At 60.0% G+C, this 26,673-nt stretch carries 39 protein-coding genes; 32 read left to right on the forward strand and 7 right to left on the reverse strand.

Going from position 1 to position 26,673, the window contains the following annotated elements; genetic code table 11:
- The 6 genes from ACN8ZM_RS40565 to ACN8ZM_RS40590 all read left to right on the forward strand — a co-directional run.
- Positions 1–711: polymer-forming cytoskeletal protein (locus ACN8ZM_RS40565; protein WP_420213512.1), on the forward strand; the 711-nt coding region annotated here is incomplete at its 5' end.
- Positions 708–974 (forward strand): hypothetical protein, encoded by a 267-nt coding sequence (locus ACN8ZM_RS40570; RefSeq protein ID WP_420213513.1) that lies wholly within the window; start codon positions 708–710, stop codon positions 972–974. The genes ACN8ZM_RS40565 and ACN8ZM_RS40570, both read left to right, overlap by 4 nt.
- Positions 975–992: 18 nt before the next feature.
- Positions 993–2,366 carry a helicase HerA domain-containing protein gene (locus ACN8ZM_RS40575; RefSeq protein WP_420213514.1) on the forward strand — a complete coding sequence of 458 codons (1,374 nt, stop codon included), beginning with the start codon at positions 993–995 and terminating at the stop codon, positions 2,364–2,366.
- Between the two features lie 10 nt (positions 2,367–2,376).
- The gene (locus ACN8ZM_RS40580; protein ID WP_420213515.1) at positions 2,377–2,844 is read left to right on the forward strand and encodes a hypothetical protein; all 468 of its coding nucleotides are present in this window, start codon (positions 2,377–2,379) and stop codon (positions 2,842–2,844) included.
- 73 nt (positions 2,845–2,917) lie between these two features.
- The gene (locus ACN8ZM_RS40585; RefSeq protein WP_420213516.1) at positions 2,918–4,621 is read left to right on the forward strand and encodes a PcfJ domain-containing protein; all 1,704 of its coding nucleotides are present in this window, start codon (positions 2,918–2,920) and stop codon (positions 4,619–4,621) included.
- A gap of 73 nt (positions 4,622–4,694) precedes the next feature.
- Positions 4,695–5,627 carry a DNA/RNA non-specific endonuclease gene (locus tag ACN8ZM_RS40590; RefSeq protein WP_420213517.1) on the forward strand — a complete coding sequence of 311 codons (933 nt, stop codon included), beginning with the start codon at positions 4,695–4,697 and terminating at the stop codon, positions 5,625–5,627.
- Positions 5,628–5,726: 99 nt separating this feature from the next.
- Here ACN8ZM_RS40590 and ACN8ZM_RS40595 read toward each other — a convergent pair whose 3' ends face one another.
- The gene (locus ACN8ZM_RS40595; RefSeq protein ID WP_420213518.1) at positions 5,727–6,005 is read right to left on the reverse strand and encodes a hypothetical protein; all 279 of its coding nucleotides are present in this window, start codon (positions 6,003–6,005) and stop codon (positions 5,727–5,729) included.
- Between the two features lie 447 nt (positions 6,006–6,452).
- Between ACN8ZM_RS40595 and ACN8ZM_RS40600 the strand changes: the two genes are divergently transcribed.
- Both ACN8ZM_RS40600 and ACN8ZM_RS40605 read left to right on the forward strand, forming a co-directional pair.
- Entirely contained in the window at positions 6,453–7,229 is a 777-nt protein-coding gene (locus ACN8ZM_RS40600) for a hypothetical protein (protein WP_420213519.1), read from the forward strand.
- Between the two features lie 73 nt (positions 7,230–7,302).
- Positions 7,303–7,710, forward strand: coding sequence for a hypothetical protein (locus ACN8ZM_RS40605; RefSeq protein ID WP_134256822.1), 408 nt, complete (start codon positions 7,303–7,305; stop codon positions 7,708–7,710).
- A 12-nt stretch (positions 7,711–7,722) separates the two neighbouring features.
- Here ACN8ZM_RS40605 and ACN8ZM_RS40610 read toward each other — a convergent pair whose 3' ends face one another.
- Complete coding sequence (locus tag ACN8ZM_RS40610) at positions 7,723–7,917, reverse strand: hypothetical protein (protein WP_420213520.1); 195 nt, start codon at positions 7,915–7,917, stop codon at positions 7,723–7,725.
- 37 nt (positions 7,918–7,954) lie between these two features.
- The gene (locus tag ACN8ZM_RS40615; RefSeq protein ID WP_205710497.1) at positions 7,955–8,245 is read right to left on the reverse strand and encodes a helix-turn-helix domain-containing protein; all 291 of its coding nucleotides are present in this window, start codon (positions 8,243–8,245) and stop codon (positions 7,955–7,957) included.
- Positions 8,246–8,611: 366 nt separating this feature from the next.
- On the opposite strand from ACN8ZM_RS40615, the gene ACN8ZM_RS40620 reads away from it, so the two are divergent.
- The 14 genes from ACN8ZM_RS40620 to ACN8ZM_RS40685 all read left to right on the forward strand — a co-directional run bounded on the left by ACN8ZM_RS40620 (position 8,612) and on the right by ACN8ZM_RS40685 (position 17,815).
- The gene (locus ACN8ZM_RS40620) at positions 8,612–9,154 is read left to right on the forward strand and encodes a hypothetical protein (RefSeq protein WP_420213521.1); all 543 of its coding nucleotides are present in this window, start codon (positions 8,612–8,614) and stop codon (positions 9,152–9,154) included.
- A 15-nt stretch (positions 9,155–9,169) separates the two neighbouring features.
- Positions 9,170–9,808, forward strand: coding sequence for a DNA topoisomerase (locus tag ACN8ZM_RS40625; RefSeq protein WP_166742052.1), 639 nt, complete (start codon positions 9,170–9,172; stop codon positions 9,806–9,808).
- Positions 9,796–10,242 (forward strand): hypothetical protein, encoded by a 447-nt coding sequence (locus tag ACN8ZM_RS40630; protein ID WP_420213522.1) that lies wholly within the window; start codon positions 9,796–9,798, stop codon positions 10,240–10,242. The genes ACN8ZM_RS40625 and ACN8ZM_RS40630 overlap by 13 nt, the downstream gene beginning before the upstream one ends.
- A 10-nt stretch (positions 10,243–10,252) precedes the next feature.
- Complete coding sequence (locus ACN8ZM_RS40635) at positions 10,253–10,477, forward strand: hypothetical protein (protein ID WP_134256818.1); 225 nt, start codon at positions 10,253–10,255, stop codon at positions 10,475–10,477.
- Between the two features lie 50 nt (positions 10,478–10,527).
- On the forward strand, positions 10,528–13,395 hold the full coding sequence (locus ACN8ZM_RS40640) for an LPD1 domain-containing protein (RefSeq protein ID WP_420213523.1): 2,868 nt from the start codon (positions 10,528–10,530) through the stop codon (positions 13,393–13,395).
- An 8-nt stretch (positions 13,396–13,403) separates the two neighbouring features.
- Positions 13,404–13,601 (forward strand): hypothetical protein, encoded by a 198-nt coding sequence (locus ACN8ZM_RS40645; protein ID WP_091923928.1) that lies wholly within the window; start codon positions 13,404–13,406, stop codon positions 13,599–13,601.
- Entirely contained in the window at positions 13,598–13,996 is a 399-nt protein-coding gene (locus ACN8ZM_RS40650) for a hypothetical protein (RefSeq protein WP_420213524.1), read from the forward strand. The genes ACN8ZM_RS40645 and ACN8ZM_RS40650 overlap by 4 nt, the downstream gene beginning before the upstream one ends.
- 40 nt (positions 13,997–14,036) lie before the next feature.
- A complete protein-coding gene (locus tag ACN8ZM_RS40655; RefSeq protein WP_134256816.1) occupies positions 14,037–14,447 on the forward strand; it encodes a hypothetical protein in 411 nt (136 codons plus the stop codon).
- 12 nt (positions 14,448–14,459) lie between these two features.
- Positions 14,460–14,975: a hypothetical protein gene (locus ACN8ZM_RS40660; protein ID WP_134256815.1), complete on the forward strand. Its 516-nt coding sequence runs from the start codon at positions 14,460–14,462 to the stop codon at positions 14,973–14,975.
- Positions 14,972–16,174, forward strand: coding sequence for a conjugal transfer protein TraW (traW, locus tag ACN8ZM_RS40665; protein WP_134256814.1), 1,203 nt, complete (start codon positions 14,972–14,974; stop codon positions 16,172–16,174). Before ACN8ZM_RS40660 ends, traW begins: the two co-directional genes overlap by 4 nt.
- A 4-nt stretch (positions 16,175–16,178) precedes the next feature.
- On the forward strand, positions 16,179–16,637 hold the full coding sequence (locus ACN8ZM_RS40670; protein ID WP_420213525.1) for a hypothetical protein: 459 nt from the start codon (positions 16,179–16,181) through the stop codon (positions 16,635–16,637).
- A gap of 61 nt (positions 16,638–16,698) precedes the next feature.
- Positions 16,699–16,977, forward strand: coding sequence for a hypothetical protein (locus ACN8ZM_RS40675; protein WP_420213526.1), 279 nt, complete (start codon positions 16,699–16,701; stop codon positions 16,975–16,977).
- The gene (locus ACN8ZM_RS40680) at positions 16,974–17,444 is read left to right on the forward strand and encodes a hypothetical protein (protein ID WP_420213527.1); all 471 of its coding nucleotides are present in this window, start codon (positions 16,974–16,976) and stop codon (positions 17,442–17,444) included. The genes ACN8ZM_RS40675 and ACN8ZM_RS40680 overlap by 4 nt, the downstream gene beginning before the upstream one ends.
- A 59-nt stretch (positions 17,445–17,503) precedes the next feature.
- On the forward strand, positions 17,504–17,815 hold the full coding sequence (locus ACN8ZM_RS40685) for an H-NS histone family protein (protein WP_420213609.1): 312 nt from the start codon (positions 17,504–17,506) through the stop codon (positions 17,813–17,815).
- A 39-nt stretch (positions 17,816–17,854) separates the two neighbouring features.
- Here the strand turns inward: ACN8ZM_RS40685 and ACN8ZM_RS40690 are convergent, their stop codons facing one another.
- Genes ACN8ZM_RS40690 through ACN8ZM_RS40705 form a run of 4 tightly spaced genes read right to left on the reverse strand, consistent with a single transcriptional unit; the run spans position 17,855 to position 19,974 of the window.
- Entirely contained in the window at positions 17,855–18,232 is a 378-nt protein-coding gene (locus tag ACN8ZM_RS40690; RefSeq protein WP_420213528.1) for a hypothetical protein, read from the reverse strand.
- Between the two features lie 17 nt (positions 18,233–18,249).
- Positions 18,250–19,059 (reverse strand): hypothetical protein, encoded by an 810-nt coding sequence (locus ACN8ZM_RS40695; protein ID WP_420213529.1) that lies wholly within the window; start codon positions 19,057–19,059, stop codon positions 18,250–18,252.
- 9 nt (positions 19,060–19,068) lie between these two features.
- Positions 19,069–19,584, reverse strand: a complete 516-nt coding sequence (locus ACN8ZM_RS40700; RefSeq protein WP_420213530.1) for a hypothetical protein — start codon at positions 19,582–19,584, stop codon at positions 19,069–19,071.
- 9 nt (positions 19,585–19,593) lie between these two features.
- Positions 19,594–19,974, reverse strand: a complete 381-nt coding sequence (locus tag ACN8ZM_RS40705) for a hypothetical protein (protein WP_420213531.1) — start codon at positions 19,972–19,974, stop codon at positions 19,594–19,596.
- A gap of 193 nt (positions 19,975–20,167) precedes the next feature.
- Here ACN8ZM_RS40705 and ACN8ZM_RS40710 point away from each other — a divergent pair, with 193 nt between their 5' ends.
- The 10 genes from ACN8ZM_RS40710 to ACN8ZM_RS40755 all read left to right on the forward strand — a co-directional run bounded on the left by ACN8ZM_RS40710 (position 20,168) and on the right by ACN8ZM_RS40755 (position 26,665).
- Positions 20,168–20,371 (forward strand): hypothetical protein, encoded by a 204-nt coding sequence (locus ACN8ZM_RS40710; RefSeq protein WP_420213532.1) that lies wholly within the window; start codon positions 20,168–20,170, stop codon positions 20,369–20,371.
- 11 nt (positions 20,372–20,382) lie between these two features.
- Positions 20,383–21,075, forward strand: a complete 693-nt coding sequence (locus ACN8ZM_RS40715) for a DUF7168 domain-containing protein (protein ID WP_420213533.1) — start codon at positions 20,383–20,385, stop codon at positions 21,073–21,075.
- Positions 21,076–21,383: 308 nt separating this feature from the next.
- Positions 21,384–21,836 (forward strand): hypothetical protein, encoded by a 453-nt coding sequence (locus ACN8ZM_RS40720; RefSeq protein WP_420213534.1) that lies wholly within the window; start codon positions 21,384–21,386, stop codon positions 21,834–21,836.
- A gap of 20 nt (positions 21,837–21,856) precedes the next feature.
- On the forward strand, positions 21,857–22,144 hold the full coding sequence (locus ACN8ZM_RS40725; RefSeq protein ID WP_420213535.1) for a hypothetical protein: 288 nt from the start codon (positions 21,857–21,859) through the stop codon (positions 22,142–22,144).
- Positions 22,145–22,149: 5 nt separating this feature from the next.
- Entirely contained in the window at positions 22,150–22,455 is a 306-nt protein-coding gene (locus ACN8ZM_RS40730) for a hypothetical protein (protein ID WP_420213536.1), read from the forward strand.
- A gap of 1 nt (position 22,456) precedes the next feature.
- The gene (locus ACN8ZM_RS40735; RefSeq protein ID WP_420213537.1) at positions 22,457–23,752 is read left to right on the forward strand and encodes a hypothetical protein; all 1,296 of its coding nucleotides are present in this window, start codon (positions 22,457–22,459) and stop codon (positions 23,750–23,752) included.
- Positions 23,739–24,509, forward strand: a complete 771-nt coding sequence (locus ACN8ZM_RS40740; protein WP_420213538.1) for a hypothetical protein — start codon at positions 23,739–23,741, stop codon at positions 24,507–24,509. The genes ACN8ZM_RS40735 and ACN8ZM_RS40740 overlap by 14 nt, the downstream gene beginning before the upstream one ends.
- Positions 24,497–25,336, forward strand: a complete 840-nt coding sequence (locus ACN8ZM_RS40745) for a prepilin peptidase (RefSeq protein ID WP_420213539.1) — start codon at positions 24,497–24,499, stop codon at positions 25,334–25,336. The genes ACN8ZM_RS40740 and ACN8ZM_RS40745 overlap by 13 nt, the downstream gene beginning before the upstream one ends.
- Positions 25,337–25,360: 24 nt before the next feature.
- Positions 25,361–25,990, forward strand: a complete 630-nt coding sequence (locus ACN8ZM_RS40750) for a hypothetical protein (protein WP_420213540.1) — start codon at positions 25,361–25,363, stop codon at positions 25,988–25,990.
- 27 nt (positions 25,991–26,017) lie between these two features.
- A complete protein-coding gene (locus ACN8ZM_RS40755) occupies positions 26,018–26,665 on the forward strand; it encodes a hypothetical protein (protein ID WP_420213541.1) in 648 nt (215 codons plus the stop codon).
- Positions 26,666–26,673: the final 8 nt, after the last annotated feature.

Below are 26,673 nucleotides of genomic sequence, written 5' to 3' on the forward strand. Positions count from 1 at the left end.
ATGGGCCAAACTCTCCTGACACGCGTCGGCATTGGTCTCGGTCTCGTGCGCCGGACCGTACCGGATGTGCGGATGCAGACTGTCAATGAAGCCCCGGCTGCGCCAGCAAACCAGCCGCGGCGCGTGCAATCGCCGTCGGCTGCAAACACCAATGCTCCCTCGCGCGTACCAAGCAATGTTGCCCCGCGTCAGAGCCTGGCACCGGCATCCGCAACGGCCCCGGTATCCAGGCCGATCCCTGCCGCGCCGGTACCGCAGATTCCCGATGGATTGCCCACGCGCATAAGCGAATCCGATATCCATACGGTAATTCCGGCAGCGGCACAACTGACCGGTGACCTGACGATCGAGGAAAGCATCGTGCTTCAGTGTGTGGTGCGGGGTAACGTCACGCAGGAAGGCGATCATCAGGTGGTGCTAACTGCAACTGGCGGTATCCACGGTACGCTTCGCGCGCGCACGACGGTAATCGGCGGGACGGTCGAAGGCGACGTGTTCGCCGACCGTGTAGTGATTCTCGAAACGGGGATCGTCCACGGAAACATCCAGTACGTGACGCTGGCGATGAAGGAGGGAGCGTCAGTCACCGGAATGCTGACACGCACCGTCCCGAACGTACTCGACGGCAGCGACGGCGCGTCGGTGATCGCGTCCGCTGCCGCACCCGCACTCCACGCGATTCCGTTACCGGAACAAGAGCGAGTGGCGTGACTACCCGCTCGCTGATTTCAGTGACGCTACTGGCGTGGAGCGTGCTATGCGCGCTTCTTGCGCAAATGCACTTTCCGCATTTCCTTTTCATCTGCGAGTCTGTCGAAGCCCTCTACGGAAGCTTGGCCGATGACTTGGTGGTGAGCCACGCCATTCAGGCTCTGATTGGCCTCCTGTGGATGGTCGGCTCGCTCGCCATCATCGTCTGCATCAAGCTGGCTCGCAGACCTCGGCGCGCACCTTCGCGCGCGCCATCCCCGTAACGCACGCTACGCTGAAGAATGAAGATCTTCCTTGGGTATAACGACTACCTCCGAAAAAAGGAGGGCAAGGACGTTCCGGTCTATTGGGACTCGGATGCGGTTATCAATCCACATCTCATCCTGTGCGGAAAATCGGGAACGGGGAAATCATACCAACTGCTACGCTTCATTGATGAAGCGATGAAGACTGTCGGGCCGGGCTTCCAGAGGTATCACAACCTAGACGTTCACGGCGACCTGATTGTGCCTGGTGAGTCTCGCGTGGAATTTTCGCGTGCCACCCGCTACGGCTACAACCCGCTCGTGCTCGACCCCAATCCGAAATCGGGCGGTGTCGATCGGCAAATTAACTTCCTGATCTCTACCATCAACCAGACTTCTCGAAAGCTGATGGACCGGCAGGAAGCCTGCATGCGGAACATACTTTCCGACGTGTTCGCGGCCTATGGGATCTACGAGGATGACCCGGACACGTGGACTCGGGAAGAGATGACCGAGATAATGCGTGCCGAGTTGTGGGCAAGTCGCCGCTGGTCGGATATGCAGCGGTACTATCCGACGCTTGAGGATGCGATCGCCCTCGCAGAGCGGAAGCTGAAGGCGATGTACGGCGGCTTGAACATGAACGAACAAGGCAATCGTGCGGTCGCCGCGCTCGAGGAAATGAACCGCGCGGCGGCTCAGATGAACCGTGCCGTAACGACGAGCAAGAAGAAGATCGACATCGAGGACAAGGAAAAGGCAGAAAAGCAGTTGGAAGCCGCGAAGAGCAAGTATCTTGAACGCGTCTCCGACTATGTGTCTTCGATCGAGACCGGCCGCGAGTTTGATGACCTGATCAAGTACGACTCGAAGGAAGTACTGAAGGGCGTCATCGATCGCCTGAAGAATTTGAAGGCCATCGGGATCTTCAACGGCAATCCGCCTCCGTTCGACGAGAATGCTCGCGTTTGGTCCTACGACCTGACCAACTTGGACGAAGAGGACAAGTTTGTCTTCGCGAAGGTACGCGCGCAGCACATCGCTCGAAACCGCAAGCTCGGCGGCAAGCAGTCTGAAATCAAGGAGATCATCGGGTTGGACGAAGCGCCTGTTGTATTCGATGCCAATCCCGACAGCATCTACAACAAGATCGCGAAGGAGTTACGGAAGTTCGGACTCGCACTCTGGTGCGCAGCGCAGACGCCTTCTGACTTCCCGGAAGGGGTGATAACGACCGTCAGCACAAAGATCCTGCTCGGGATCGATAGCTACTATTGGACGGCCAGTTGTAAGAAGCTGAACATCGAAGAGAGCGTGTTGAAATTCATCACCCCGCAGAGAACTATTGCCGTCTACATGGACAAGAAGGGTGCGACGAATTCGAAGTTCAACAACGTCCAGTTGCAATAGGAGCCATCCAATGCGAAAGCTTCCCAAGTTGGGCATGGTGGAGATGGCGCTGCTCGCGCTCATGGTTTTCACCGCCGCGATGTGGCTGCGAGACCAAATTCCAGCAAGCGAAGGTGAACTCGCCGAAGTGAGGGCACTCGCCGTGCGCAACGACGCTGCGCGCCAGGCTGTGGCCGAGAAGCTGGCGGCGGACCCGTCGCCGAATAAGCGTGAGGTCAGACAATTGCGTGAGCGTGTTGTCGCGATCGAGCGTGTTGCGCTTCGTCTGTCCGAAGATCCCTCCATGCGGGCAATGCTCAACGAGCGCGACCGCCTCGCCGCGACTCCGCTGTCGAGTATGTCGGTTGACGATCTGATCCGCTGGATGCTTTTTTCCATGGGCCGATATATGACGCTGATCGTGGGCTCATTCGTGGGACTCTGCGGACTTTTGCTCTTGCGCAGTCGCGGCCGCTCGAAGCGCGCCTTCGTAAGCTAAAACGTACGTATCATTGGTATCATACAAATATCTAGATCCGTGGCTTTGAGCCAGCGATCAATACGGAGCCGATATGACCGAGGGAGTTGCAATTCGGCGGACTTTTGGGAAGAGTCGCGCCGCTGAGCCGCTGCCAACCGAAAGCCGCACGGCAGACACGCATCGCTTCGGCGATGCGCGTATTGCTGCCGTTTACGCTCAGGCAAAACGCTACATTATTGATCGGCAGGTGCTGCGCCTGTATCAAAAGCTCACTTTGCGGCCCGGCGTATGCACAATAATTATCTGCAACACCTGGCGCATCGACAAGGCCCTTGATTCCAGCTTGGTCGAGTTGTTTCAATGGTCGTTTCCGAATGCGCGATGGGAAGCTTCGTCGGACCTCGATAGCTGGCCGGATTTCCAGCTACTCCCGATCGTGCTGCCCAAAAAAAAGGCCGACGATCCATCGAAGGAATTGTGGCAGTCCATCCTTCGCAAGGCACTTTGGCAAGTGCTCGACGGTGCCGGTTATGGTGACCTTCCGGCGCGGCCGGAAGAAGGCGTGAAGCAGATATCGCGGCGGACCATGGCCGAGATCCTCATGGACTTCTATCTTGCCCCGAAGCGCAAAGGAAAGCGGCGGCAGAGCGCAACGAAGTTGCGCATCAAGCCCCCGCGCTTTGCTGCGGCTGCACGCGCGCTCCGAAAGAACATCTGGACTAACGTTATCGACCGCTCTGTTCTGTCGGCCGTCGCGATAATCAAGGGATGGGACGCGCGGGTGACGATTCGCGATTATCTGCGCTACGCTCCTTATGGTCCTGACATTACCAGAATGCTTGCGCAGAATCGCAATTGCTTGCCACTGCTCGCACGCATCAAGCCGCAGCACTGGAAGCGCACGGACTTGTTTTCTCGGCATCTGTGGGTGAGGGATGGGCGCAAGACCACGATCGTCGATCGAAGTGGCTTCTGCGACCCGATACATCTCTATGGCGCGCGTGCCGCTAAACGACTTTCGAGCTTCATGACGCCTGCGGCGCACCGATGGCTCATGCGGGCCCCGGTATCTGTGGTCTCCGCATTTTCTACGACACTCAACGCGAATGTCATCGAGAACCTCGCGCAAAGCAATCTGCCGAACCGAGTGCCTGCCGTCGTTTTGCGCACGATCGTCAACAACGCGAGACGCCTTTGTGTTCGTCCCGAGTATCAACGTTTGTATCGAGCGTGGGCCAGCCGGTGCTGCGAGATATGGTCAGCCCAAGGATATGGTTACCTTCGCGAAAACATGCGGAACCTAGCCAATGAGTTTCGTGATGTACTGGATTGGGTCTTTATGGATGGTCTCGCTCGCGGCCTCCCCGACAAAAACTCTACGTGGCAATCGATGATGCGCCAGAGCGCGGATTGGCACTTGGCCCGGCGTTCTGCACGCGATATCCGGCACCTTCGATGGGAATCGCTTCTGCCAAGTTGTGAGATCGATGGCTACAAGGTGCTCCCACTCACGACATCCGAGGCCCTCCACACGGAGGGCTATCAGATGCATCACTGCGTCGGAAGCTACGACAGTTGGTGCGTCGCCGGCGAATTTCGGATCTTTTCCCTTGTAGACCCCGAAGGCATGCGATCGACGTTGTGCATCGAGCAGTCCGATGCCGGCCAGTGGCTAGTTCAACAGGTGCGCGGGACGTGCAACGCATCCGTGCCGAAGACGACGCATGCCATCGCGCGCATCGTTGCCAAGCGCTACAGCGAGGCAGTAATTGAGCAAATTGAGAATCGACAATGAAGCCTGCGCGGTATGCGGACTCTGGAATGGAGATCGGCGCACGAAAGCCGGTAACGGAATGAAGACAAGTCGTATGAGTGCTATCGCGCTGCTGGTTGCACTTCTGTCCGGCGTGGCCAGCGCGTCACCTACGAACTGCCCTCAGTTTTTCGCCGGCGGACAGGCTCCGGACCTTCAGCGGGTCGATCTCGCCGAGCGGGGGCATCTACTGTGCTTCTCGTTCTACTCCGTTGCGGAGTCTGGTGTGAGCCGAACCGCAATCTGGTCGGCAGAGCACCTTACGCGTGCTTCTGTCGAAGCCGCACGTCGACAGAAGCGTGTCGACGCATTCCATTCGGAGGCGGCGATCAGTCCGCGCGATCGCGCGGAACGTGACGACTACCTCGGCTCGGGGAGGGACGAGGGGCACATGTCGCCAAGTGGCGATATGCCGGACGAGCGCTCACAGTTCGAAAGCTTTTCCCTTTCGAACATGATCCCGCAGTCACCGGACAACAATCGGCATCTGTGGCAAGGCATTGAAATCGCTACGCGTGCCCTCGCAAAGTACGACGGCGAACTGTATGTGGTGACCGGACCCGCATTCATCGGCCCGCGCGCGTCGATCGGCAGGGGCGTAGAAGTGCCTACGCACGTCTGGAAGGCGATCTACGACCCGCAACGCGGTGCCGCTGCGTACATCACGCTCAATCAGCCCGGCGAGGCATATGCGGTGATCTCGATCGCAGACTTGACGCGCGCGACGGGTGTAGACCCCTTTCCGGCGTTGCCTGACCGAGTGAAAGCCGCTGCGATGGGGTTGCCGACGCCTCGGCCTGGCGGGCAAAGACTTTCGGTCGGTCCCGTTGCGATGTGGCAGATCGGGATCGGCCAGTCGAGCCCGGTCAGCAGCGTGTATGGCCACGCAGTGCCGCTTGTCGAAGAAGGGAGGACGCGGGAGCGTTGGCCTAACGAACGGCTCGCGCGCGGCGCTGTGCGAACGCTTGTGCGTGCGCTTCGTTACTGACCGGAGGCGGGCATGCGAAAGCGAGGAAATCGAATCCACCATTCCAGGCGAGATCCGACCGCCTTCGTGCGCCTTTTCGGAGGTCGCCTTCTCGTCCCGTCAGCCCATGCCATGAAGGTCGAGTTGGCGTATCACCTTGCTCTCGAGGAGATGCGAATGGGGCGAGGGACAGACATGGGCATGAATCAGCTTGCCTATGCGCTGAATCTCGCTCTCGTGCTCTGCGAGCTTGGTTTCAGGAGCGAGAAGGCAGCCTGTATTTGCCTCGCCCAAGAATGCCTGGTGCGCGTTGGGGCCGAAGGGCGGCGGGGTGGCCGATGGTGTGTCGATGAAGAGGCGTATCGCGCGATCGGGCCTGCGCTGGCGGTTCACGATCATCAGCTGGAGACCGCTACGGTGAATGAGATTCGTAGAGCGGAGAGAACGATTCTAGAACGGATCGCTGCCGGCGATGTTGTCCGCGTTGAGGCGGTGCAGCCGCACCCGGTCCCAAACGAAGAAGGAGACTCGCGTGGGAAATGTAGATGATCAACTCGTCGGCTCATGTGATTCGCAAGAGGAAAAAATAGCGCTTTGGCGAGCGAGGTCGTTGTCATTCAAAGCGCGTCGTACATGGAACGTCATCAACGCGGTTGCCACGGGGTACGTATCGGTGAGGCAAGGATACTTCGCATTGCGCTATCCGGCACACGTGGTTGGCCTGGCGATCAAACCCTCCCGAGGCAGGGGCATGTTGTTGATTTGCCCGGCAGCAGCCGAAGCGTGCGCGTCCTTGGAGCGGTAACCGGTAATCAGTCACCAGTGGAAGAACGCAAAGGAGGTTATATGGAATTGTCGGACCAAGCAGTCGATGTCACGCAACTGGATCTCGCGGAGCACGCGGTCGACACGGAATTGCTCGGTGAGTCCACCGTGGCATTTCGTACGCCCGGCGACGTGCGCGCCGCTCGCCGGGCGGAAGGAACGTCGTTGCGCGTGGACGTAACGAAGGACGAGATTGTCATATCTGGCGAAGGCTCGTTGGCAACGTATAACTGGAAACCGGAGAGGTGGGGGCCTGCCGTCAAGCGCCTCTCTATTCGGGCCGGACACAAGGCACTCGGAGACATCGAAGAAAAGGTGTTTAGTGTCGTGGCCACGGATGGAGATGACTCCAGTCGCCAAGGCGTCCTCGCAGATGGTCTAACCGAGTCGGAAGCACGAGATCTGATCGTACGGATTCAGGACGCGGTAAAGGTAAGCCTCGGCATTACGGAGCCGGCAATTCCTGTTGTCGATTTGCCGGAAGCGCCAGGCCGACTCGATGCCGGCTCGCAGTCTGCGCAACCGGCTGGTATCGGCAGGATGGTCCTCAATGGCGTAGGGAAAGTGCTGTCCACTGCGGGGCTGGTTGTGACGGTTGTCGCAGTGCTTTGCGCGCTGTCGTTCGGATTGCCGGTAGCCTATAAGGCCGGTCAGTACTTTTCTGCCGGCATGTTTCCCGTGACGGATGCCGGCGACGCGCGAAACGTCGGTCCGTATGACGGTGAGCTATTGCGAGACGTGCCTCTGGCGCGGCCCGTGCCGCGCCTTAAGCCGGTGCCGCCGTTGGGCAGGGAGTGAGCGCAGCTATCAAGGATCTGCCCCGCCTGCCGTTAACGGGGGCAGATAAGAATCAATGAGAGGGCTTCCGTAAATGGAATTGCTTCTGTGGATCGGGATACCGGTAGTTGTTGTTTCAATCCTCGTCGCTGGATTCCGGCAATCCTCGTGGCGAAAGGCGCAAACAGACCGGCGCATTCAGGAACTTGGCCGCGAGGGCTTTCGGGCCAGTCACGCCCTGTCGCGGGGAGGTGTGAGCGTGCTTTTCGATGACTCACGTCGAGAGGTGGCGTTCGTCAGGTGGGACTCCACGTACACATTCAGTTACGCCGATGTGCGGACGCGGACATGGCATTGGCTCGATAAAAACGGGACCAAGATCAACAACCGCATCAGCATCGCGATCGCGAATCCGGAAACACCGCTATTCGACGTGCATATGCTTGGCGCGCGGGACGCGGAACAGTGGATGGCGAAGATCGATGCCATTCTGGAAAGCTGACCTGCGGTCCTCTCAGAGAAGCGCCATCTGTTCGCCTGGGTCTCCCTTGCTTACATCCTCATCGTCGGTCTCCTGGGGTTGACCAGTCTCGACCCCATGTCGCTTCTTCGTCGGCTGCTCTGCCGCCTGGACCGATTGCCCCCACATGGGATTGATCGCTTCGGCTGCAAAAACAACGCCGGGTGCAATCTGAACGAGAGTTGTCATCAAAAGTCTCCGTGCCTGCCAATGGGAGGATGCTAGGTCAGATTAACTGACCAAGCAAGAACTTTCGAAGGCCGCTTTGCTTGATGACTGGCCCCCACGAGACGAGGCGATAGACCGGCCCGTCTTTCTCGATAGCGATGCCGAGTTGATCGCGAAGCTTTTCGATGTCGTCCTGAATTGTCTGCTTGTGGTGGCCGGTTCGCGTGGAAAGGGTCGTCAGAGTCGCTCGCTCTTCGTCGGCGATCGCCAGCGCAAGTGCGAGCAGACGACGAACATCGCCCTTGGGGAACGGCTCCGGCTTCGTCATATGGGTCGTGGTTTTGAGCATTAACGCTGCACTCTAGGTCAGTTTTATATGACCACGCAAGCGTACCCGATTGCGTGATGGAGAGGTGAGCATTTACGGGAGTGAACGGTGCATCCCATGCAACTAACTGTCTGTCACTGCCGCGCGCACGAGCATCGGGCGCAAACCCCCGACTGGCGGGCTTATCAGGGGTGTGGCGACTGGACAACAACTGGGAAACGGAATATTATTGGTTAAGCAATTGTGCGTATCGTTACAAGGCTACGTAATTTGTGCGGTCGCCGAAATCGCGGAACGCGCGTTGCCATTTCTCATCTTTTCCTTGGTGGAGCGATCATGAGCACTGCTGGTGTGGCTGAAAAAGTAAAGCCCGTCCTTCGCGCGGTCGTGCAGCGCGGCGAAAAGTGGTTCGAGACGGCCGTGTTCGTGCCGTCCAGCAAGCCGGACAGCAAGGCTGTCCTGACCGGGCACATCGATCTGGGGCTCGGCGACGGGCGGATTGCGGTCTTCGCGTTTGTGAACGAGCGCAAGGACGAAGGTAGTGTGCCGACCGGCGCAAAATACATTTCGCTGACCACCCGGAAGGTTCATCCGCGTAGTGGCGAGATCGGCTACTTCCCCGTCGCGATCGGCAACGTCGTGAATTCCCGCAGCGACGGCGGCGAAGTCTTCTTCGATACGGTGATCTTCAATCCCGTCGATGAAGACCTGAACAACATTCCCGGCGTGCAACCGGTCGCCGTGTGGGTGACCGAAGCGTGCGATGCCGCGTTGCACGCGAAGTTGGGTTTCACGAGCGCGCGCGTTGCGCGGCCGAAGAAACAAGATGAAGGCCAATCGGACGCTGCTGCGGTCGATCCCGACGACGAGCAGATCTCCCGCGCGGCGATGTTGGATGCCGTCGCGCAGGCGACCGGCGGGCATCAGTAACGGCGGATGGTGTCTATGTCCTATCAAGTCGGTCAGAAGCTAACGGGTGGTGTCGCGCGCCTGCGCGAAACCGAGACGACTCCGCCGAAGCGTTTCAACGACGGAACGTTGATCACGGCCATGACGAATATTCACCGATTCGTGAGCAACGAGGCCGATCGGAAGGTTCTTCGAGACACAAAGGGCATAGGCACTGATCGGACGCGCGACGCGATTATCGAGACCCTGAGGCAGCGCAAGTACGTCGTTCGCGGGAAGGGGGGCTATCTTGAGCCGACCAACCTGGGCATTGAGTTGATCCAGCGGTTGCCGCGGGAGCTTTCCGATCCGGTTACAACGGCAAAGTGGGAGATGGCGCTTGGCCTGATTGAGCAGGGGAAGATGACGCGTCAGCAGTTCGACGTGATGATTCGCGGAAACGCGACGAAGCTTGTCGACGCTCTCAAGAGCGTCAAATTCGACCTCGACCGCATGGGCATCAAGGCGGCAGAGGACAAGCCGCGACCGGAAGTTGACGAGACGTTGCCGGGGCACGGGGATACGTGTGAGAAGTGCAACAAAGGTCAGATGGTCGGCAAGCGCCTTCCTTCTGGAAAGAAGGTGGTCGGATGCTCGAATTTCCCTTCGTGCAAGCATTCGAAATGGATCGACTGATGATGGATGCCGCTGGTTTATACGGAGTTTTGAAAGTCAAGATGCTGGCGCTGGTTAGCGAGTTCGCGTCGGCTGGGGATCGGCGGGCACTCGTGCAGCAAATGGCTGCTGCCGAGGGGCGGATTGACTTCGAAGCCTGGCTGAACGGCAATCTGATGGCGACGGTCACTCTCGACGGCGAGGGAATTGATTTTGTCTGCTTTCAGGGCATCCATGGTCGGTTGTACCCCGACTTCGTTCTGGAGCCGAACTCGATGCGCCGGACTCTGACCGGCGAGCCCATAGACGTTGCGGCAGCGTTGCGGACGCTGCGTGTGAGTTTTCGCGAGGCGGATGATGTGCGCCTCGTGGACGATCGCGATACGCCGGACGAAGAGACGTTCGTGGTTGATCCCGATACTGAACAAGATTTGATTGAAGTGCATCACACTTAGAGGTTTACACATGGCATTGGACGACAACATCGAGCTGGTGCGGGAACTGCAACAGACCGGCCGCCATCTGGCCCGTCTCGCGGGCTATATGAGCATCGGCGTGCAACCGAGCCGCGAGAACATGGTCAATGCGCAGCGCTGGTTCAATTCGGCTTCCGAAAAGCTTGAACCTGTATTGCAGGAGGTCGAAGCCAGCAAGGCGTCGCAACGTTTCCGGCAAGCATTCAAGGGCTAATCGTGGCGGCACGGCGGTGGGTAAACCTTACGCGTTACGACGGGGCCGAGATGCTGATCGCGGCGCAGTGCCCTCCTGACGGGCGCAACCGTCTCGTCGTTCGCGGCTATAGCCGCAGTGATCTGTCGGCGTTCGGCTTCGAGAAGGTCGGTACTGGAATGTGGCTTGGCGATCGCTCTTCGTTCAAGACGAGCGACCTTCAAGCCTGGTTCCCCGGCTTCGATGTAAGGCGTGACATCGCTGAGATGGATACGTCGGACTTTCTCATCGGTTATGAGGATCTGGATCTCGTAGACGACGCCGCGCCGCTCGATGCGCTGATTCGGCGCGGTTCCCCTTCTGCGAGTCAGGATCGTCCCCCCGAGCAGACGCCCAAGACCTTCGAAGAAGCTGTCGCGGAGATTCGTGCAAAGGTCGATCCGAGTGAAGTGGCTGCGATTGTTTCCGCGTTTCCGGAAGAGTCGTTATCGGTCGGCCTCGATGGCGAGATCGATTCCAAAACGCGGCAGTGGTACATCGATGATTTCCGCGTGCCTCGCGGAGGTGGGGAGCGCGCACGCAAGCATCTGGATGCTCTCGCCGAAGCGACCAGGCAGCAGCTTTCGGACGACATCGAGCGATACAACGACCTTCGGATTCGTGGCGTCGACGCGCTGTCGAACTATGACATTGGCGTTGCCTATTCGGGGGATGCGCTTGTCGCGCTGCGTCAGACGTTGCGCGCGAAGGAAGGGCATATCCTGTTTCAGCGTCGGCGGCTCGCCGTGTTGGCCGACGTCTCCAAGGCGGTAACTGAGTCCATCCAGACCGGCCGCCAGTTGCCGGAGCGGGGGCGGGCGCAGGAGCAGGAGCAGGAGCGACACGACTCCGACACGGAAGATCAGCCGGCCGAGCCAGCGCCCCGGCGCGCGGTCAAGAGCGCAGAGCGGCAGCGTGCGCGTATCGAGGATGCCGGGGAGAAGATCGGTGGGGCACGGAAGGACTTTTATGCAAAAGCCCTATCGCGTTCCGACCTCGAGGGCATGAACGAACGCGAAAAGCTGGAACTGGTCACTCGCGACAATATTTGGCCGCGGAAATCGCTGGATCAATTTCGTGACGAGGGAATTGATTGTCGTGTTGCGCTCTTCGTGAACGCGCTTCGCAAGGACATGCTTGGGGGAATCAAGAACCCTGATCATTCGGACGCGTACATCGAGTTTGTGTCCAAAGTGCGGGATTGCGCTGAAGCACTGCGCTCTCGTGATCAACTGGTCCACGGAGAGGATGGATCGGATTTCGAGCGCAGTCTCGTTGACGCGGGACTTATTGAAGTCACGCGTCGCGACAGGTCTGTATCAAGGCGCGTGGCCGAGGAGTATCAAGAGATCATCAGCAGCGACCCGCGAGGTTGGCGTTACGCGTCGAACTACTTGCTCGATTCGGTAGGTGGATATCGTCGCGCGAAGGCGTTATACGACGGCCACCGCTTCCACATCAATGACCAATGGGTCGCGCCATCGCAGTTGGATTCGGATGGATTGTATGCCTTCATCGAGCAGCGCCAGGCGCTCTCGAACCAGAAGCGTGCAACGACAATGGCCTCGCGTGACGACGAGGAAGCAAACCAATACCTTTCGCGTCCCCATCTCGATCACATCAAACGCACCGGCGTGCCCGATGAGCGTGGCGGCCGGAATATCAAGCCGGATGACTTTCTGGAAACGTTTGGATTCCGAGCGTGTGAATTCGGGAACTGGCTGCCGGATATTGAGCGGCAAGACGTTCTCAATCGAGCGTACGACTCGCTTTCCACCCTCGCGCGTGTGCTCGGCGTTCCGAAGACCTTCGTCAGTCTCGGCGGTACGCTGGCCCTTGCATTCGGCTCCCGCGGCGTCGGCCGGGCGCTCGCTCACTACGAACCGGCGCGGAAGGTCATCAATCTCACTCGACTTAAGGGGGCGGGGGCGCTCGCCCATGAGTTCTTCCACGCCCTTGACGACTACATGGGTGAGCATGTTCGGGAGTTGATTGCGGGATCGCCGTGTCGGGCGAAAACCAGCAACAGCTACTTTGCGTCGGAGCTTTTCCTGACTCAGGAGCGCACGCGCGGCGTATCCCGCCTCAATGAGATTGCGCAGCCCGACTATCTACCAGACGACCTTCGCGAGCGGCTGCTGCCGCTCGTGAACAGCGTAAACGCGCTTACTGTCCGTCGATATACCGAAGACGAGGCAAGGTCGGCCGCGACGGCGCGCCTCGCAGCCACGCGACACCAGGTCTGCAATCAAGTGGCGGGCGTCCTTGGCGTGCTGATGCCGGATCAGTCATATCAGGCTCGGCACAGCGCCGCTGAGCGCATGACCGAGGAAGTGTTTCATGAGGTGGCAGAAGACCGGGTGCCGCAGCTACGCTCCGGCGAGCGACATCCGCTGGTGGAGCGGCTGTCGCATATGCGTCCTCAAACACGCTTGACGCGCGCTGAAGAAAAGGCAGTTGCGGAGACGCTCGTCCGCATAGCGGGCGCGATCAGGGCATTGCCCGAGATCTATCGAGTTGCTACCGATAGAGATGCGCTCTTGCAGTCCGAGTACATGAAACGGCTCGTCAATACGAAATTCTTCAAGGATGCTGAGAAGTTCGACCAGAAGAAGGCAAAGGCGTACTGGTCTTCCGTGCGCGAGCTGGCTGCCCGCGGATTTGAGGCGTATGTGCAGGATCAATGCGCCGGCCGAGGGTGGAAAGACGACTATCTCGTTCATGGAACGGAAGAGTCGCGTTTCGAGCTTTCCTCCAACGCTCCGTATCCAGTCGGAGCGGATCGGGAGTCGATGCGTGCCGCGTTCGATGACCTGATGGCGTTCACGAGACAGGAGCTTTCGCCTGCGGCGGTGAGCGAGGATGTCCAATCCATTGCGCCGCGTCCGAAGGCGGCATAGGAGTTTCGGTGTCTCATCTCATTCGATTCATTGAGCGCGTTCGGGACAATCTAACCCCCGACGAGTGGAAGTTCTTCAGCGCGCGGTACATCGAGCGAAAGAGTGTCGCGGACTCCGCTGCGCTGGTGCCGGCGTTCGCCGGCGACGGGGAGGCGGTGCATCAGTTGGTGTTGAGGAAGCTGCGTGCTGGCGAGGTGCAATCGTGAGCGATGCGACATTCGAGGCAGACGAAAAGCGGACGGCCACTGCGCAAATTTTCAAGAGCCTTGCGGTTGAAATGCTCGAACTCGCCGCGCTTGATCTGTCCAGGCCGGAGCCCGATCCGCTCGATCGGACGCCATCGGCGGCAGTGCGTCGCGCGGATCGGCATAGCGCGCTGCTGTGGATGGGAGGAAAGGGCGATCGAGGCGTGGTGACGTTCGCGTTGTGCTGCGACGCGCTCAACGTTCCGCCTGAGGCGATGCGTGAAGCAACGCTCACGGCTCCGGCGCGCGTGCTCGCACAGATGCGCTCGATTTCGAACGCCGATTCCGAGCGTAGCGAACACGACGAAGCGGTGCAGCAGGCAAGCCGCCGTCGCGCTTTGTCACGTGCGCTGTAGTACGTATAATTACAACGATATGTATTTTGCGTGGTGAAATATGGACGGTTTCAGAATACCGGTCGAGCACCATCGAGCCCTGGCGCGCTACTACGAGAAGGTGCTCGAATGCACCTTCGAACTGAGCGGAGAGCAGTGCGATGCGTCGGAGGTTTTCCATCGCGAGGGGTTTCTTCCTTTGATCGTCGAGGTCGCGAGCACGAGAAGCCAGCGAGCCTTCAACCAACCGATCAAAGCGGAGATCGTTGCGCACGAGAGCGCGCTGCTCGGTAAGTCCGTCGTTCTGCCGGACGACGCGGATCAGCCGATTCTGTTGCTGCTGGTCCGAGCAGCGGAACTTGTATTCAAGCCGGTTCGTGGTCAAACAATCGAGTTGTATCCGATCTTCGAATACTGCTGGATGGCGCCTGATAAACGCGCTCGCGCGGCATGGCAACCGTCCGATATCTGAGAGAGACCATCAATGACGATCCGACATTCCGCCCGGTTGCTCACAATCGCGGCCCTCGCCTCCTCGATCACGGGGCAGGCGATCGCAGGAACATGCGCGATGTCGACGCAAATGTCGAACGCTCAAGCGCAGGAGCAGCAACGACGCATGAACAACATCGACACGAACTTGCAGCAGCTTAAATTGCTCGATCAGTTGCAGACGGCGTGCCTGGAGAATTTCCCGCAGTTCCCGACGCAATGGTTGGGTAACAGCGTGCTGCTGAATGTGGCGTTCAACAAGATCAAGCAGTCGTCCTGCCAGGCGCTTGCGGACAAGGCGCGGGCAACCACGCAGCAGGCGATGGCGCAGGCGCAGGCCGCGGTGCAGCAGCAGATCGACAACATCGAGAAGAGCGTGACGAACGCGGTCGGCGGGTCGAGCGGTCTGCTGTCAGGCGCGGTTTCCGAGGGGCTCAATCAGGCGTTGCCTACGTCGGGCGGCGTCCTCTCCACCATCACTGGCAGCTTGTCGAGGCTCTTTCAATGAAGAAGATCGTTTCTCTGTCAGTTTTGTCGGCTGCTGCCTTGATGCAGTCCAGCAGCGCGTATGCCGTTTGTGATGGTTGCGTCGTCGGGGCGGTGCAAGCCGCATCCACGGCGATCGTCGGCTCGGTTGCGGCTCTCGGAACAGCGCTTTCGACCATCCTGCACGAGATCGATACGGACGTTGCGAGCATCGGCTCGAAGGTCTCGGACAGCATCGTGCAGGCAGCCAAGACGCAACGCGAGATGGCGCTCGAGGTGCAGCGACAACAAGAGCGGGATCGGGTCTCGCGCGAGACCGAATTGCCCATCGATCCCTGTGCGACGTCTACCAGCAACTATGCAATGCAAGCGTCCCGCAGCACGAACACGACGGCATCGAGCTATCGGCCGGGCGGTGGAGCGAGCGTCAGTAGCGCGCCGTTGAACAAGGCGTTGAACGGTCCTGCGCCGGCCGTCGAAGCGTCGCGGCGGGCTTCGACCGCGATCCACCAGGCGAAGTATTGCACCGCTGTGGAAGTGCAGCTTGGGTATCCCGGCTGCTCGACATCTTCCATGCCGGATGCTGACGCAAACGCGGATTCGCTCTTTACCGGGGCCGGCATGCCGGGCAAGGACGCCGATCTGACGTTCACCAAGGATCAGGAGGAGGCTGCGCGCGCGTATGCGCGCATGGCGATTGATCCCAATCCGCCGGAGAACATTTCGAAGGCCGAGGCGTCGACGGAAGTCGGCAAGCTGTACATCGCAATGCAGAAGGCGTACCAGGCGAACATGTCGTCCGCGCAGAAGGCCATGAACGACGAGATCGCTTCGCACATGCCCTTTCCGGGCAGCGCACAACTGATTCAAGACATCAAGCAGTCGGATGCGGCCGCGCAGTATTTCAACGCGACCGCTTCGAGCGTCGCGAAGAGCACCGGCACCATGAGCCAGGCCGAACTGATGGAGTTCGAGGCGGGGCGTCGCTGGAGAAATCCGTACTGGCAGATCGAGTTTGCCGCGTTGGCCGATCCGACGAAGCTTCAGCGCGAACAGCTTTTTGTATCGGCTTTCATGGCGGATCTCCTGTATCAGCAGTTCCAGAAGAGCAAGCACATTGACGTACTGCTCGGCCAGGTCGTGGCCGCTCTGGAGCGGTCGGGCGATCGGCCGGCGCTGGAGGCTCAGCTTCAACGAGTGCGTGCGACAAATGCGAGGTGACCAGATGATTCATCAAGAAGCGGGGGTTCCGTCGCCGGCGAACCGGCTCGCAATGTTCCGTATCGGCCGAGTCGATAATGGAGTAAAGAGCATCGCTGCGACCGCACAGCGGTTTCGGGAAGCGGTCGATGCCGCGTTGGGCGACAGCCCTGAGAGCGACTCGACCAAAGCCGTCACGAAGACGTTTGTGGCCTCCTATCAGGCGTTTTCAGAGTCGCTGGAGTCCGCTCGAACGGGCGGCCTCGTCAAAGGGGCGACGATCGACGTGTTGGAGTCGATCATGAAGAAGCTCAAGTCCGAGTACGCGGACGGACTTGCCTCGCTGCGAGACGACGTGGGGCGACTGGAGCAACGTGGTCCGGCGTCCATGAAGGAATTCTGCGCAGCGGCGAGCGACAAAATCGATCGACTCGAACAGTTCTGGCAGACGACGTACCAGCACGCGCCGAAGATGAAGATGTAATGGTGCGCGGCCGGACGGCAGTGAGCTAACATTGAACTATTGTTCAAGGTCGGGGAATAGGATGGTTAGGGCGAAAGCCAGGGCGAGCGCGATCACGCACGGTCTGTTGTACGAGCCGGAATTTGAAGCCGGCCGGGGCCGCTTGCTGACGACCGACGAGGCGAAGGCGACCATCGCGGCGAAAGGGTGGACCAATCGCGCTTTGGCGGAATGGTGGGGTTGTCGCGCAGAGTACATCAGCAAGATCATTCACGATCCGGCGCGCAAACGACATTTCGATGATGCGCTTCGTGGTCTGCCGCACGCGTCTGAGGTTCGATCTCGGGAGCGAGCGATATGACCCACGCGTTCCTCAGACCGGAAATCGTGGCCGATCTTGTCGCGGATTGTCTTGGGGTGGTCAAGGTTCTCTGCATCGTAGGTCCGTGCGGATCAGGCAAGACTGTGGCGTTGAAGCAATGGTCGGAGACCACACGCGACGCCGATGGCTTGCGGGTGGCATACGTCGATAATCACACGCTCTTGATTCGTACCAAGGCAGACGTGGCCTTCGACGGGAAAGTGAAGGGTGCCTTGCCTGGACACTATCCTATGTTCGATCTCAAGGGCGCTGAAGTTGTGATCGTTGATGAGCCGCTTCAGAATCGCGATCTCGTAGCTCGATTGTTCGCACATATCGATCCAGCCAAGGGGCCATTTACGCATCGACTGCTGTTGCTTCCGGTGCAGCAGAAGCGTGTCCTTGAGCTTCTCGAAATTCCGCGCTCTGCGATTCGGTTTTACTCGGTCGAAGGTGTGCGGCTTTAATATCTGAAACTGCGCGGCGATGTTCGCTGGCGCGATACTCTGAAAGAGGAATGAAACAAATGGCAGGTCGTAGCTACACGGAAATCAAGGCCGAAATCGAGGCCCTTCAGGAAGAAGCGAATGCGGCACGCGAAGCCGAGATCGCGGCAGTTGTCGAAGACATTCGCGAAAAGGTAGCCACTTATGGGTTGACCCCGCAGGACGTATTCGGCCGTAAGCGGTCGGCAAAGGGTGCAGCGGGTGCGAAGCCGGCCTCGGCGGTCAAGTATCGTGATCCGAAGACCGGGGCGACCTGGAGCGGCAAGGGGCGCGCACCTGGTTGGATTGCAAAGGCGCGGAACCGCGACAAGTTCCTGGTTGAGGCTGAGTGATATCAAGTGATAGCATCTGATATCAATCGATATCGGATGCTACATTGCGCCAGCTTTCTGAAGCCGGCGAATCTCGGCGACCAGTGCCGCGATGACGTCGTCGGCGTCCCGGCACAGCACGCATTCCTTTGATGCCTCGACCACCACTTTCCTCGCGGTCGTGACGATCGCGCGATACTGGCTGCGGGACGTGGCCTTGCCGAAAAAATGGACCCACACATAGTGCTGAGTTCCGAGTCGGTAGAGGACGCCTTCGCCGCTCCCCGTATACGTCTCGAGTGTCGCTCGGCAAAGCGCCTTCGGCACGATTCGCAACAGTCCCTCGTCTATCTGCGCGCGCAGTCGCGTGAGCGCGCCGTTGCGCTTTAGCGGCGCGCGGGCAGCCGGTCGGCCGAGACGTTGCTTTGGCGTGCTCACGTGAGTTTCCCCGGCGACTACATTCGCATCTGCGGTCGCTGCGCGACTGGCGGCATCGCGGATTCCAGCGGGCGCGGGAGGGGCTGATCGCTTAGGGCGACTTCCCCGTCATTGACGGCCGCCGTGGCTTGCGTGGACGCTTGCGGGCCGAGGAATACCCTTGCCCATTCGGAATTCAGTTGCGAGATCGTGCGGATGCGCTGATAGGGGTCCGTAAAGTGCTGCGCAAACTCGTAACACTCGGCTGCATCTTGCACGGTCGGATTCGGGATTGCAGCGACAGGCGCACCACCGTAGCGCCTCCAGAGCAGTGGCATGGTTTGACATGCCATGAACTGCTCGGCGGCCGTCAACTCCCTGTGCTGAACCAGTTCGAGCAACCGCGTAGCGTTCAGATCCGAGATCATGGCGTCGATCGGATTGCGCAGCACGATCGGGCGATCTGACGTGATCAGCCGCGGCGAAATGGAGTAATCGAGAGCGATGTAGGCTGCATGCTCGATACCCTCGCGCTCCACCTTCAAAATGAAGTGGTCGCCGCGCTTCATGAAAAGCGCCTGTTCCGCCGGCGAGAGCGCTACGGGATCGTGCGCAGGGTTTTGCTGGTGAGGAACGCCGGAAACGCGAACGACCGAGAGGGGGCCGGACAAGGACTCGATATGGACAGGCGCGCAGTTGCTGAGAGCCGATCGAGGCGTGGCACCGGTGCGCTGCTGTACAACGCGCATGGCTCGAATGTACGCGTCAACCTGGGCGCTGTCCTCTGCGTCGCAGCGGAAGGCATCGGTTCGATCAAAGAAGAGGCGGACGGAATGCGGCGCAAGCATGGTGGCCTCTCAGGGGCGGAAGCGGGGAGCGGCCTGGGCGACTGTTTCAGAGTCGGCCGGCGATGAGTCGTCGTCGCCGACGATATGGTGGATCTGCTCCGAAGAGAGACCGTAGGTCTGCTGTGCGAACTCGCGAGCAATGCGCTGTTCCTCGGCGCGGGCCTCGCGAAATTGCGCGGCCTGTTCTTCGAGACGTTCCGGCCCTTCTCCTGCGATCATGGCGAGCTTGATATCGTGAACGCGTTCACGTGCGGCCAGCAGTTTGCGGTGGTGGTCGTAAATGCTTGCCATGACTCGGCTGTCGCTCGCATCCCCAACATACAGCTTCTGCGGGTCGTAGGAGCCGGGGCCGACCTGCACGTATGCGGCGGCTGCCATCAGTGTCGCGCCGGCCGTCGCGCCGACTGCGACGCCGCGGCGGAATGCGACGCGCAGTCTTTCTGCTCGTGGCGTGATCGCGATACCTTGGCCGAATGCCCGGTCCGTGGCCAGGATGTGTTGCTGAAGGCGCTGAAAGCTTTTCATATGGTCACCTCAGTGGCGCAGAAGCTGTTTGATTGCCGCGAGACGCGACTCGAGGAGTGCGTCGGAGATGATCCGCCGGTCGCGGAACACATCGTCGGTCGTGGCTGCATCAGCCTCGACCAGTGCAAGAGCGAGCGCGACAAGCGCGTGGTCCTGCCGAATCGGAGCCAACTGATACCGGACTGCACTCAGAAACTTCTCCTGCTCCTGCGGCATCGCGGTTTTCGCAAGCAGCGTCGCACTCGCAATAGCTACGGTTGCGTCGCAGATCTGACGTGGTGCGGTGAGTGAAAGGCGAAGGAGATTTTTCGCGAGATCGGCATCGCCAGTCGCGTCGATGATTTCGGACACGACCTCTTGTACTACGGGGTCAGGCAAGCGGATCTGCATCGTTTGACTCCCTGTCACTTTGCATGTATCGTTACAATCATACGGAATTTTTGGTTGCATTATACCGGCAATTCCGTAGCGGGAAAGCACCCGGAACGAGACCCCGCTCGAAGTCGGATGCTGACCCGGAATGGCCCTCGGATTGCCGGATGGACGTGCACCGTTCATCCGGCTCTTTTTTGGAAACGAGCCAATGTCGAGCAGCTTCATAACGTTGCTTAGCGCTCGCGCCGATGTGGTGACGTACCACCGCACTAACGGGCAAATCCATCAGTATTCCAATGCCCTGGCGCTCGCCAGCGGTCCAACGCCGAAGTCCGATGCGACGCCGGCGATTTTCAGCCCCGGACGAATTCAGCAGCGCGATCGCGACGCGATCGTAGAGCGCCGCTATTGATGGAGTGACGAATGACCACCGATCAGGCGAAAGTCTTCGAAAAAATCAGGAAATGCCTTGCTCTGTCGAAAAGCTCGAACGAGCACGAGGCTGCTGCCGCGCTAAGGCAAGCGCGCGCGCTCATGCGGCTGCATGGCATCAACGAGGATCAGGTCGAAGCCGCATCGGTTGCCGATGCTGCCGCGAGTGCAGGGGCAAAGCGTCGGCCGCCGCTGTGGGAAGCGGCGTTGGTCGGAACGGTTGGCGCGGCGTTCGGATGTGCGGTCATATTCGAAAGCTACCGGAGGAATGGGGGCTGGCGCTTCATCGGCGTCGGGCAGTCGGCCGAAATTGCGGCTTACGCGTTCGAGGTGCTGTTTCGGCAGTGCAAGAAGGCCCGTGCGGCGTACATCGCTGCGCGATTGAAGCGTTGTGCGACCAGTCGAAAGATTGAACGGGCCGACATGTTCTGTGGTGCGTGGGTCACGACGGTTGCGAACCAGGTGGACGAGTTTGCCGATCCGAAGAACGAAGCCGCGATCGCGACGTATATCAAGCTGAAGTACCCGGAGGCAAGCGGGGAGTTGGAGCCGCGCGATCGGAATTCGGACTCGAAAATCGATCGCAGTCTCTACAGGGATTTTCTCGCTGGCAAGGATGCCGGTCGGTCCGCACGTCTGCATCGTGGTGTGAGCGCGTCAAGGGAGGCATTGCGCCTTTCCTGATGGTGTGTATCGGTGAGGTCGGGCGCGAGCCGCCCGCTGGCGAAGAAGGAGGGCGCATGTTTGCGAATGATCAAGCGCGTGACGACGTTATCCGGCGCATGCGCAGGGTGTGGGGAGAGGATTGCACGATCCAGATCTATGGGTCGGGCGGCCGCGTCGTGGGCGAGAGCGAAATCGTTCGATTCGCAGATCTCAATGATCTGGAAAACATCATGAAGAGTCGGCCGATTCAATCCGAAGATCGTACTTGCGAGGTCAGATAAACTGACCTAATATCAACCCGTGTGTTTGATCAGTGGAGAGTGTTCATGGAAGAGCAGGCACGTGCTGAGAATCCCGCTGGCGTGAGCAAGCGGGACGTAACGATGTACAAGGTCGATCTCATGGATCGCGGGCAAGACCTGACGACGCTTTACGTGGTCGATGGCGTGATCGTTTATTGCGGTCCGTTTCAGAGGCTGACGTGGGAAGGCCGCGCGCTCACGGAAAAGGTATTTGAAGAAGGCGACACCATCACCTTTTCGGACGACGGGCGATCGCTCGAGTATCCGGTCATCGGCGTCGAGAAAGTGGAGCGGGAACTGCCGTATGACATGTGGCTGGAGCGGGTCGACGCACTCGCGTGGGGGCAGTGGGGCGAGCGCAGCTATACGGCGAATACCGGTGCAAGCAAGGCGGGCGATCCGTGGATCGAGCCGTATCTCGATGGCAACTCGCCGATCGAGGCGTGGGAAGAGGAAGTTCTCGCCGCTTGCAGCTAGGCGAACAACCGAGGGTCATCATGAAAAAGACATCGATAAGACTTGAGCGAGCAGTCACCGACTGGAATCGCCAGCATGGCGTCGGCGCGTTCGTGAAGTACCACCGGATCATCGGCGAAGGCGAGGGCGTTGCGACGAAGACGCGCAGCGAAGCGTGGGTGCTGAGCGGCCACACCGCTGTGGTGATGGTGGAAGGCGTTTCGGGATGCGTAGCGCTTGGTGCAATCACCCCGTTGGGAGAGGCACGCAAGCAGCACGCTGAAGCGGGCGACGCTTCGCGGCATATGCGCGTCGAGCAAGAAATCTAAGAAGCATGAGCATTACCGATAAGAGCCGCGATCGAGAAAAGGGATTCACCCCGACGCAGGCGAAGATTCTTCGGTTGATCCGCAAGCACAGCTCGATCTATTCAATGTCGGCTCTCGCTGGCCTCGTGTTCGATCAGCCGCATAACAAGCCGCGTTCCCCGCAGGGGGCTGCGCTGTCGATCGGCCGCCACGTGCGCCCGCTGATCGATGCCGGTCTCGTCTCGACTTACAACCCCAACGGGCCGGCACTCTTCCGCCTCACGGCAGCCGGACAGCGTGCGGCAGACGGTTTGAACGCAACGGAGCACTGACATGAGCGATACAACCGATATGAACCTCGCTGATGCGGCGACGGAATGGACCGACGAAGATAGCGGAGCGATGTTACGTGCGATTGATGCTATCGAGCGCATCGCGAGCGGCATGACGCAAACGTCGGCTGACCATCTGTTTGCAAAAACGAAGCCGCGCAAAATGACGATCACGGACGCCAAGGAACTGGCCTCCGTTCATCTGCCGGTTTTGCGTCGACTGTTCCGCAAGATGGAAGGATTTCATGTCGCCGCATCCCCTGTCGAGCAGCTCGTAGCAGCGCCGACGATGCAGCAGATGTTCGAATATGACCACGTGGTTTCGATATGTGACGCGCATGGGATCTGCCTGCCCGTCGATTGCATCGAAATGGTGGTAGACATCGTGAGGCTGTCAGGGCTGCTCGCGGCCCGCGCCGCATCTGCCGGCCGGCCGGCGGACTTCGTTAGTGCCGAATTCGAGTCGTGGATAGCGGCGCTGCTGGGTGTTGACGAAGGGGAGCAGTTCCGGGATCGGATCTGCACTGCAATCAAGACCCTCAAGGCAAGAGCGTCCGTCAACCGGTCGGCGGACGAGCGGACGACGTTCAGCGCCAACGATCTGGATTTCGAGCCGGACGCGCAGCACACCGTCGCAGATATGGCGAATATCGGCTATGCGTTGCTTGAACAGATTGCGCGCATGGCGCCCGGCTACCGCTGGAACGATTCGCCCGTCGAGATCGTTAGCGACCTCATCAACGAGCGCGACGAAGCCCGCGCCTCCTCATCCAACCAGCCGGGCGCGGAAGGGGCAAAGGCGGTCGCCTATCGTGTGCTGCGCCGAAACACCGTGAGCGGGGAATGGGTGTCGGACGGTCGGCATTGGAACGATGGCGCTCCGACTGCCGCCCTGCTCGCCGAGACGGCTGCGCGCTCCGACGAGTGGCGTGTCGAGGTTGCATACGCCTCCGCGCAGGCGGCGGAACCGGTGGCGCAGTGGCAATACAGCGTTCTCACGCCCGGATACGAAGGCGACTGGCACAACTGCAATGCCGAAACGGCTCAGCGCTTGCAGCAACCGGATCTCGCGGACTTCCACAAAGTACGCGCTCTCTACGCCGCCTCGCTGCCTCTCGCGCAGGCAGCCACTCGGGAGGGAATGACGGACGCGCTTCGCCAGGCGCGAGAAGAACTGTCGCTCGTTGAGTGGGAGAACGATCCGCCCGCACGCGTCACCGAACTGCTCACGACGATCGACGCCCTTCTTGTCGCCAGTCCGGACCAGCGCGCAGGAGGTAACCGTGCAAACTGCTGACGTGAAGACGGCCCTTCGCTCGCGCTTCAGCGCGCCTGAATGGGCACTCTTCTTCGAAGTGGGAGACGCGACCGGTGTTCAGCGCAACAGGTGGGCGGATGCGGTTGCGGTCAATATGTACGATTCGCGTGGTCTCGAAGTCCATGGCTTCGAAATCAAGGTCAGCCGGCCGGACTGGCTCCGCGAACTGAAAGATCCTGCGAAATCGGCACCCGTGCAACGGTTTTGCGATCGGTGGTGGGTGGTGGCCCCGGATGGAGTGATTCTCGATGGGGAATTGCCACCGACTTGGGGGTACTATCGCGCCCACGCCGGAGGCAAGTTGCGACAGGCGGTGGCGGCACCCAAGCTCGCTGCCGAGCCGGTCACACGTGCGTTTGTGGCCGCGATGCTGCGCCGTGCGAGTGCCGCAGATGAGGATCTTGTGAAGGCCGCTGTTAGCGCCGAGATCCATCGCCTGCGACAAGGCGACGAAGAGCGGATCACGAAGGAGATAGAAGCCCGCACACAACGCTTTAGGCGGACGCACGACGCAATCGCCGAAATCGAGACGCTTAGCGGTGTGAAGATAAGCGAGTGGGGGAGAAGCGAAGAAATCGGGCTCGCTGTCCGGGCTGTATTGGCCTCGGGCGTGCTTGACACCTGGCGAGGCATCGAAGGTGTCAGAAGGCGTGCAGCGGCGATCCTGACGCAGTGTGACGAGGCGCTTGCAATGTTCCCGGCGGCAGAACCCAAGGTGGGCGAATGCAACACCTGATAATGGAGTTTGCTGCCGTGCCCATGCCGATTCGCTCCGCCCTCATTGCGCTCGTCGGTCTCGTGATTGGGAGCTTCCTCACTGTGGTGATTCATCGATTGCCGATCATGCTCGCCCGCGAGTGGGCGCGTGACGAGGATAGTGGCGAAGCGGAGGCATCAGGAAGCTACAACCTGGTCGTGCCTCGTTCGGGATGCGCCGCGTGCGGGCATCAGCTTCGAGTGTGGGAGAACATTCCCGTTCTGAGCTATCTGTTCTTGCGCGGCCGGTGCAGCCAGTGTCGCACGGCAATTCACTGGCGCTACCCACTGATCGAGATCCTGTCCGCGGTGCTGGCCATCTTCGTGATGCTGCGCTTCGGCGTGTCGGTGAAGGCTCTGGCTGGCTACCTGTTCGCAGCATGTCTGCTGACTCTGGCATGCATCGACGCGGAGACAGGGTTCCTGCCGGACGTGATTACTCTCCCCATGATTGCAGCCGGGCTTGTCTTCAATTTCGTGGGCGTTTTCACAACGTTCCGTGCGGCCGTGGTTGGGGCGATAGCGGGGTATGCGGCGCTTGCCGTGGTGCTGTACGCGGCGCGCGCCATCAGCGGCCGAGAGAGCCTTGGATTCGGCGATCTGAAGCTGTTCGCCGCGATAGGCGCATGGTTCGGCGTCGCGTCGTTGAGCCAAGTCTTCCTCCTCTCGTTCGTATTCGCGGCGGCGCATGGCGTGTGGTTGATGCTTCGTGGTGAGGCGTCGAGCGACGAAGCAATGCCCTTCGGCCCATTCATTGCGCTTGCGGGCGCCTTTACCTTGTTTGCGGGCCTTCCGTTGGCGCTGTAGGCCATGAGTGTCGGAGATCATAGAATGTCATTGGAGCAGCAGCGAGACGAAGCCGCGTCACCGGAGGAGGATCTGGCGTTGCCGCAGCACGCCGTTTCCAGCAAGGTTCGCGAACGGACGAAGCGTCTCTTTCATCCTGGCGGGTACGAGATTACGGGATACGTCCTGACGCAGAAGACTTCTTCGTGGAAAGTGGTGATAGACGGGACCGGTACGCGCTCTATGAGTTCGGCCGATCTCGAACGCTTGATGAGGTGGGAGGAACCTATCGGCTCGGGTGCTCCGCCGGAGGCTGGGGCGAACGACGGGCCGCCGCCGGTGGTCTTGTCTCACGCAACCACGGCGGTTCCGAAGTGCGCTCTCTCGGTTGAACCCTCTCATGCCGTGCCCACCGACATTGCAGACGCGCTCGGGATTCTCGCGAGGCGGCTCGGGTGCTGCTTCAACGACAGCATTCCGCACAACGCCGGCTGGTTCGTGCCTGGCAAACCGATCGCCTACGTCAGCGCCATCGATGCGATCGAGGCGCTATTCAAGAACCTGAGTAGCGGCGGCACCATATATGAACCGACGAAGCGCGACGAGCCTGCGCGCGTCGGCCGCGCTCCGGTGAATTCGCCGGAATGTGATCTGTCGCAACCGGCGCTTTTCTGAGCGCGATCCTTGACCGGAGCAGGCAACTTGAAGGTAGGAAAACTCATTCTTTCGGCGGCAATCGGTATTCTGATCGTGGTTTCGATCGAGGCTGCGATCTTGAATCTTGATCTGGCTGCTCGACAAAGCGCCGTTCAGCCGGCGATCGTCCACGCCATCGCGGCGGCTCCGAAGCCGGATGGCTTGGTCAGCCGCGCTGAATTGTTTTCGACAGCCGTTTTCTGCGGGGGCGTATACGCGCTCTGCCTCGTGCTGCTCGCCGTGTTCTATCCGCTCATCGCGGGTATGGTATGGCAGCATCTGGTCGGTCCGGTGCTCGTGAAGCGGTGGTCATCGCTCGCGCAGAGCGCCGATCGCGGCCGACCCTCGTATATGCCAACCGAACCCGGTCAGCCGTTCGTGCTGAGCCTCGGGCTGTACCCGGCACCGCTGCACGACGTGATTGCGGGCATTCGCGACGGCTTTCTGCTCGGTGTCGGGGCGGCCGTCATGCCGGACGTTGTGACGCCGTGGGTCTTCACGGCGATTCTGGCCGTGATCGTGGCGAAACACGCCTGGCGCGTATCGAGCGCCGAAGGGGCCGTAGCCGTCGACCGCATGGTATTCGCCGGCAAGGAGGTTCTCATGTATGCGTTTGCAATCCTCGCCCTTCGCTCTGTGGATCTCCTGCATTGAGGCGGCAG

The sequence above is a fragment of the Burkholderia aenigmatica genome (assembly GCF_048627025.1).
GTDB lineage: Bacteria > Pseudomonadota > Gammaproteobacteria > Burkholderiales > Burkholderiaceae > Burkholderia > Burkholderia aenigmatica.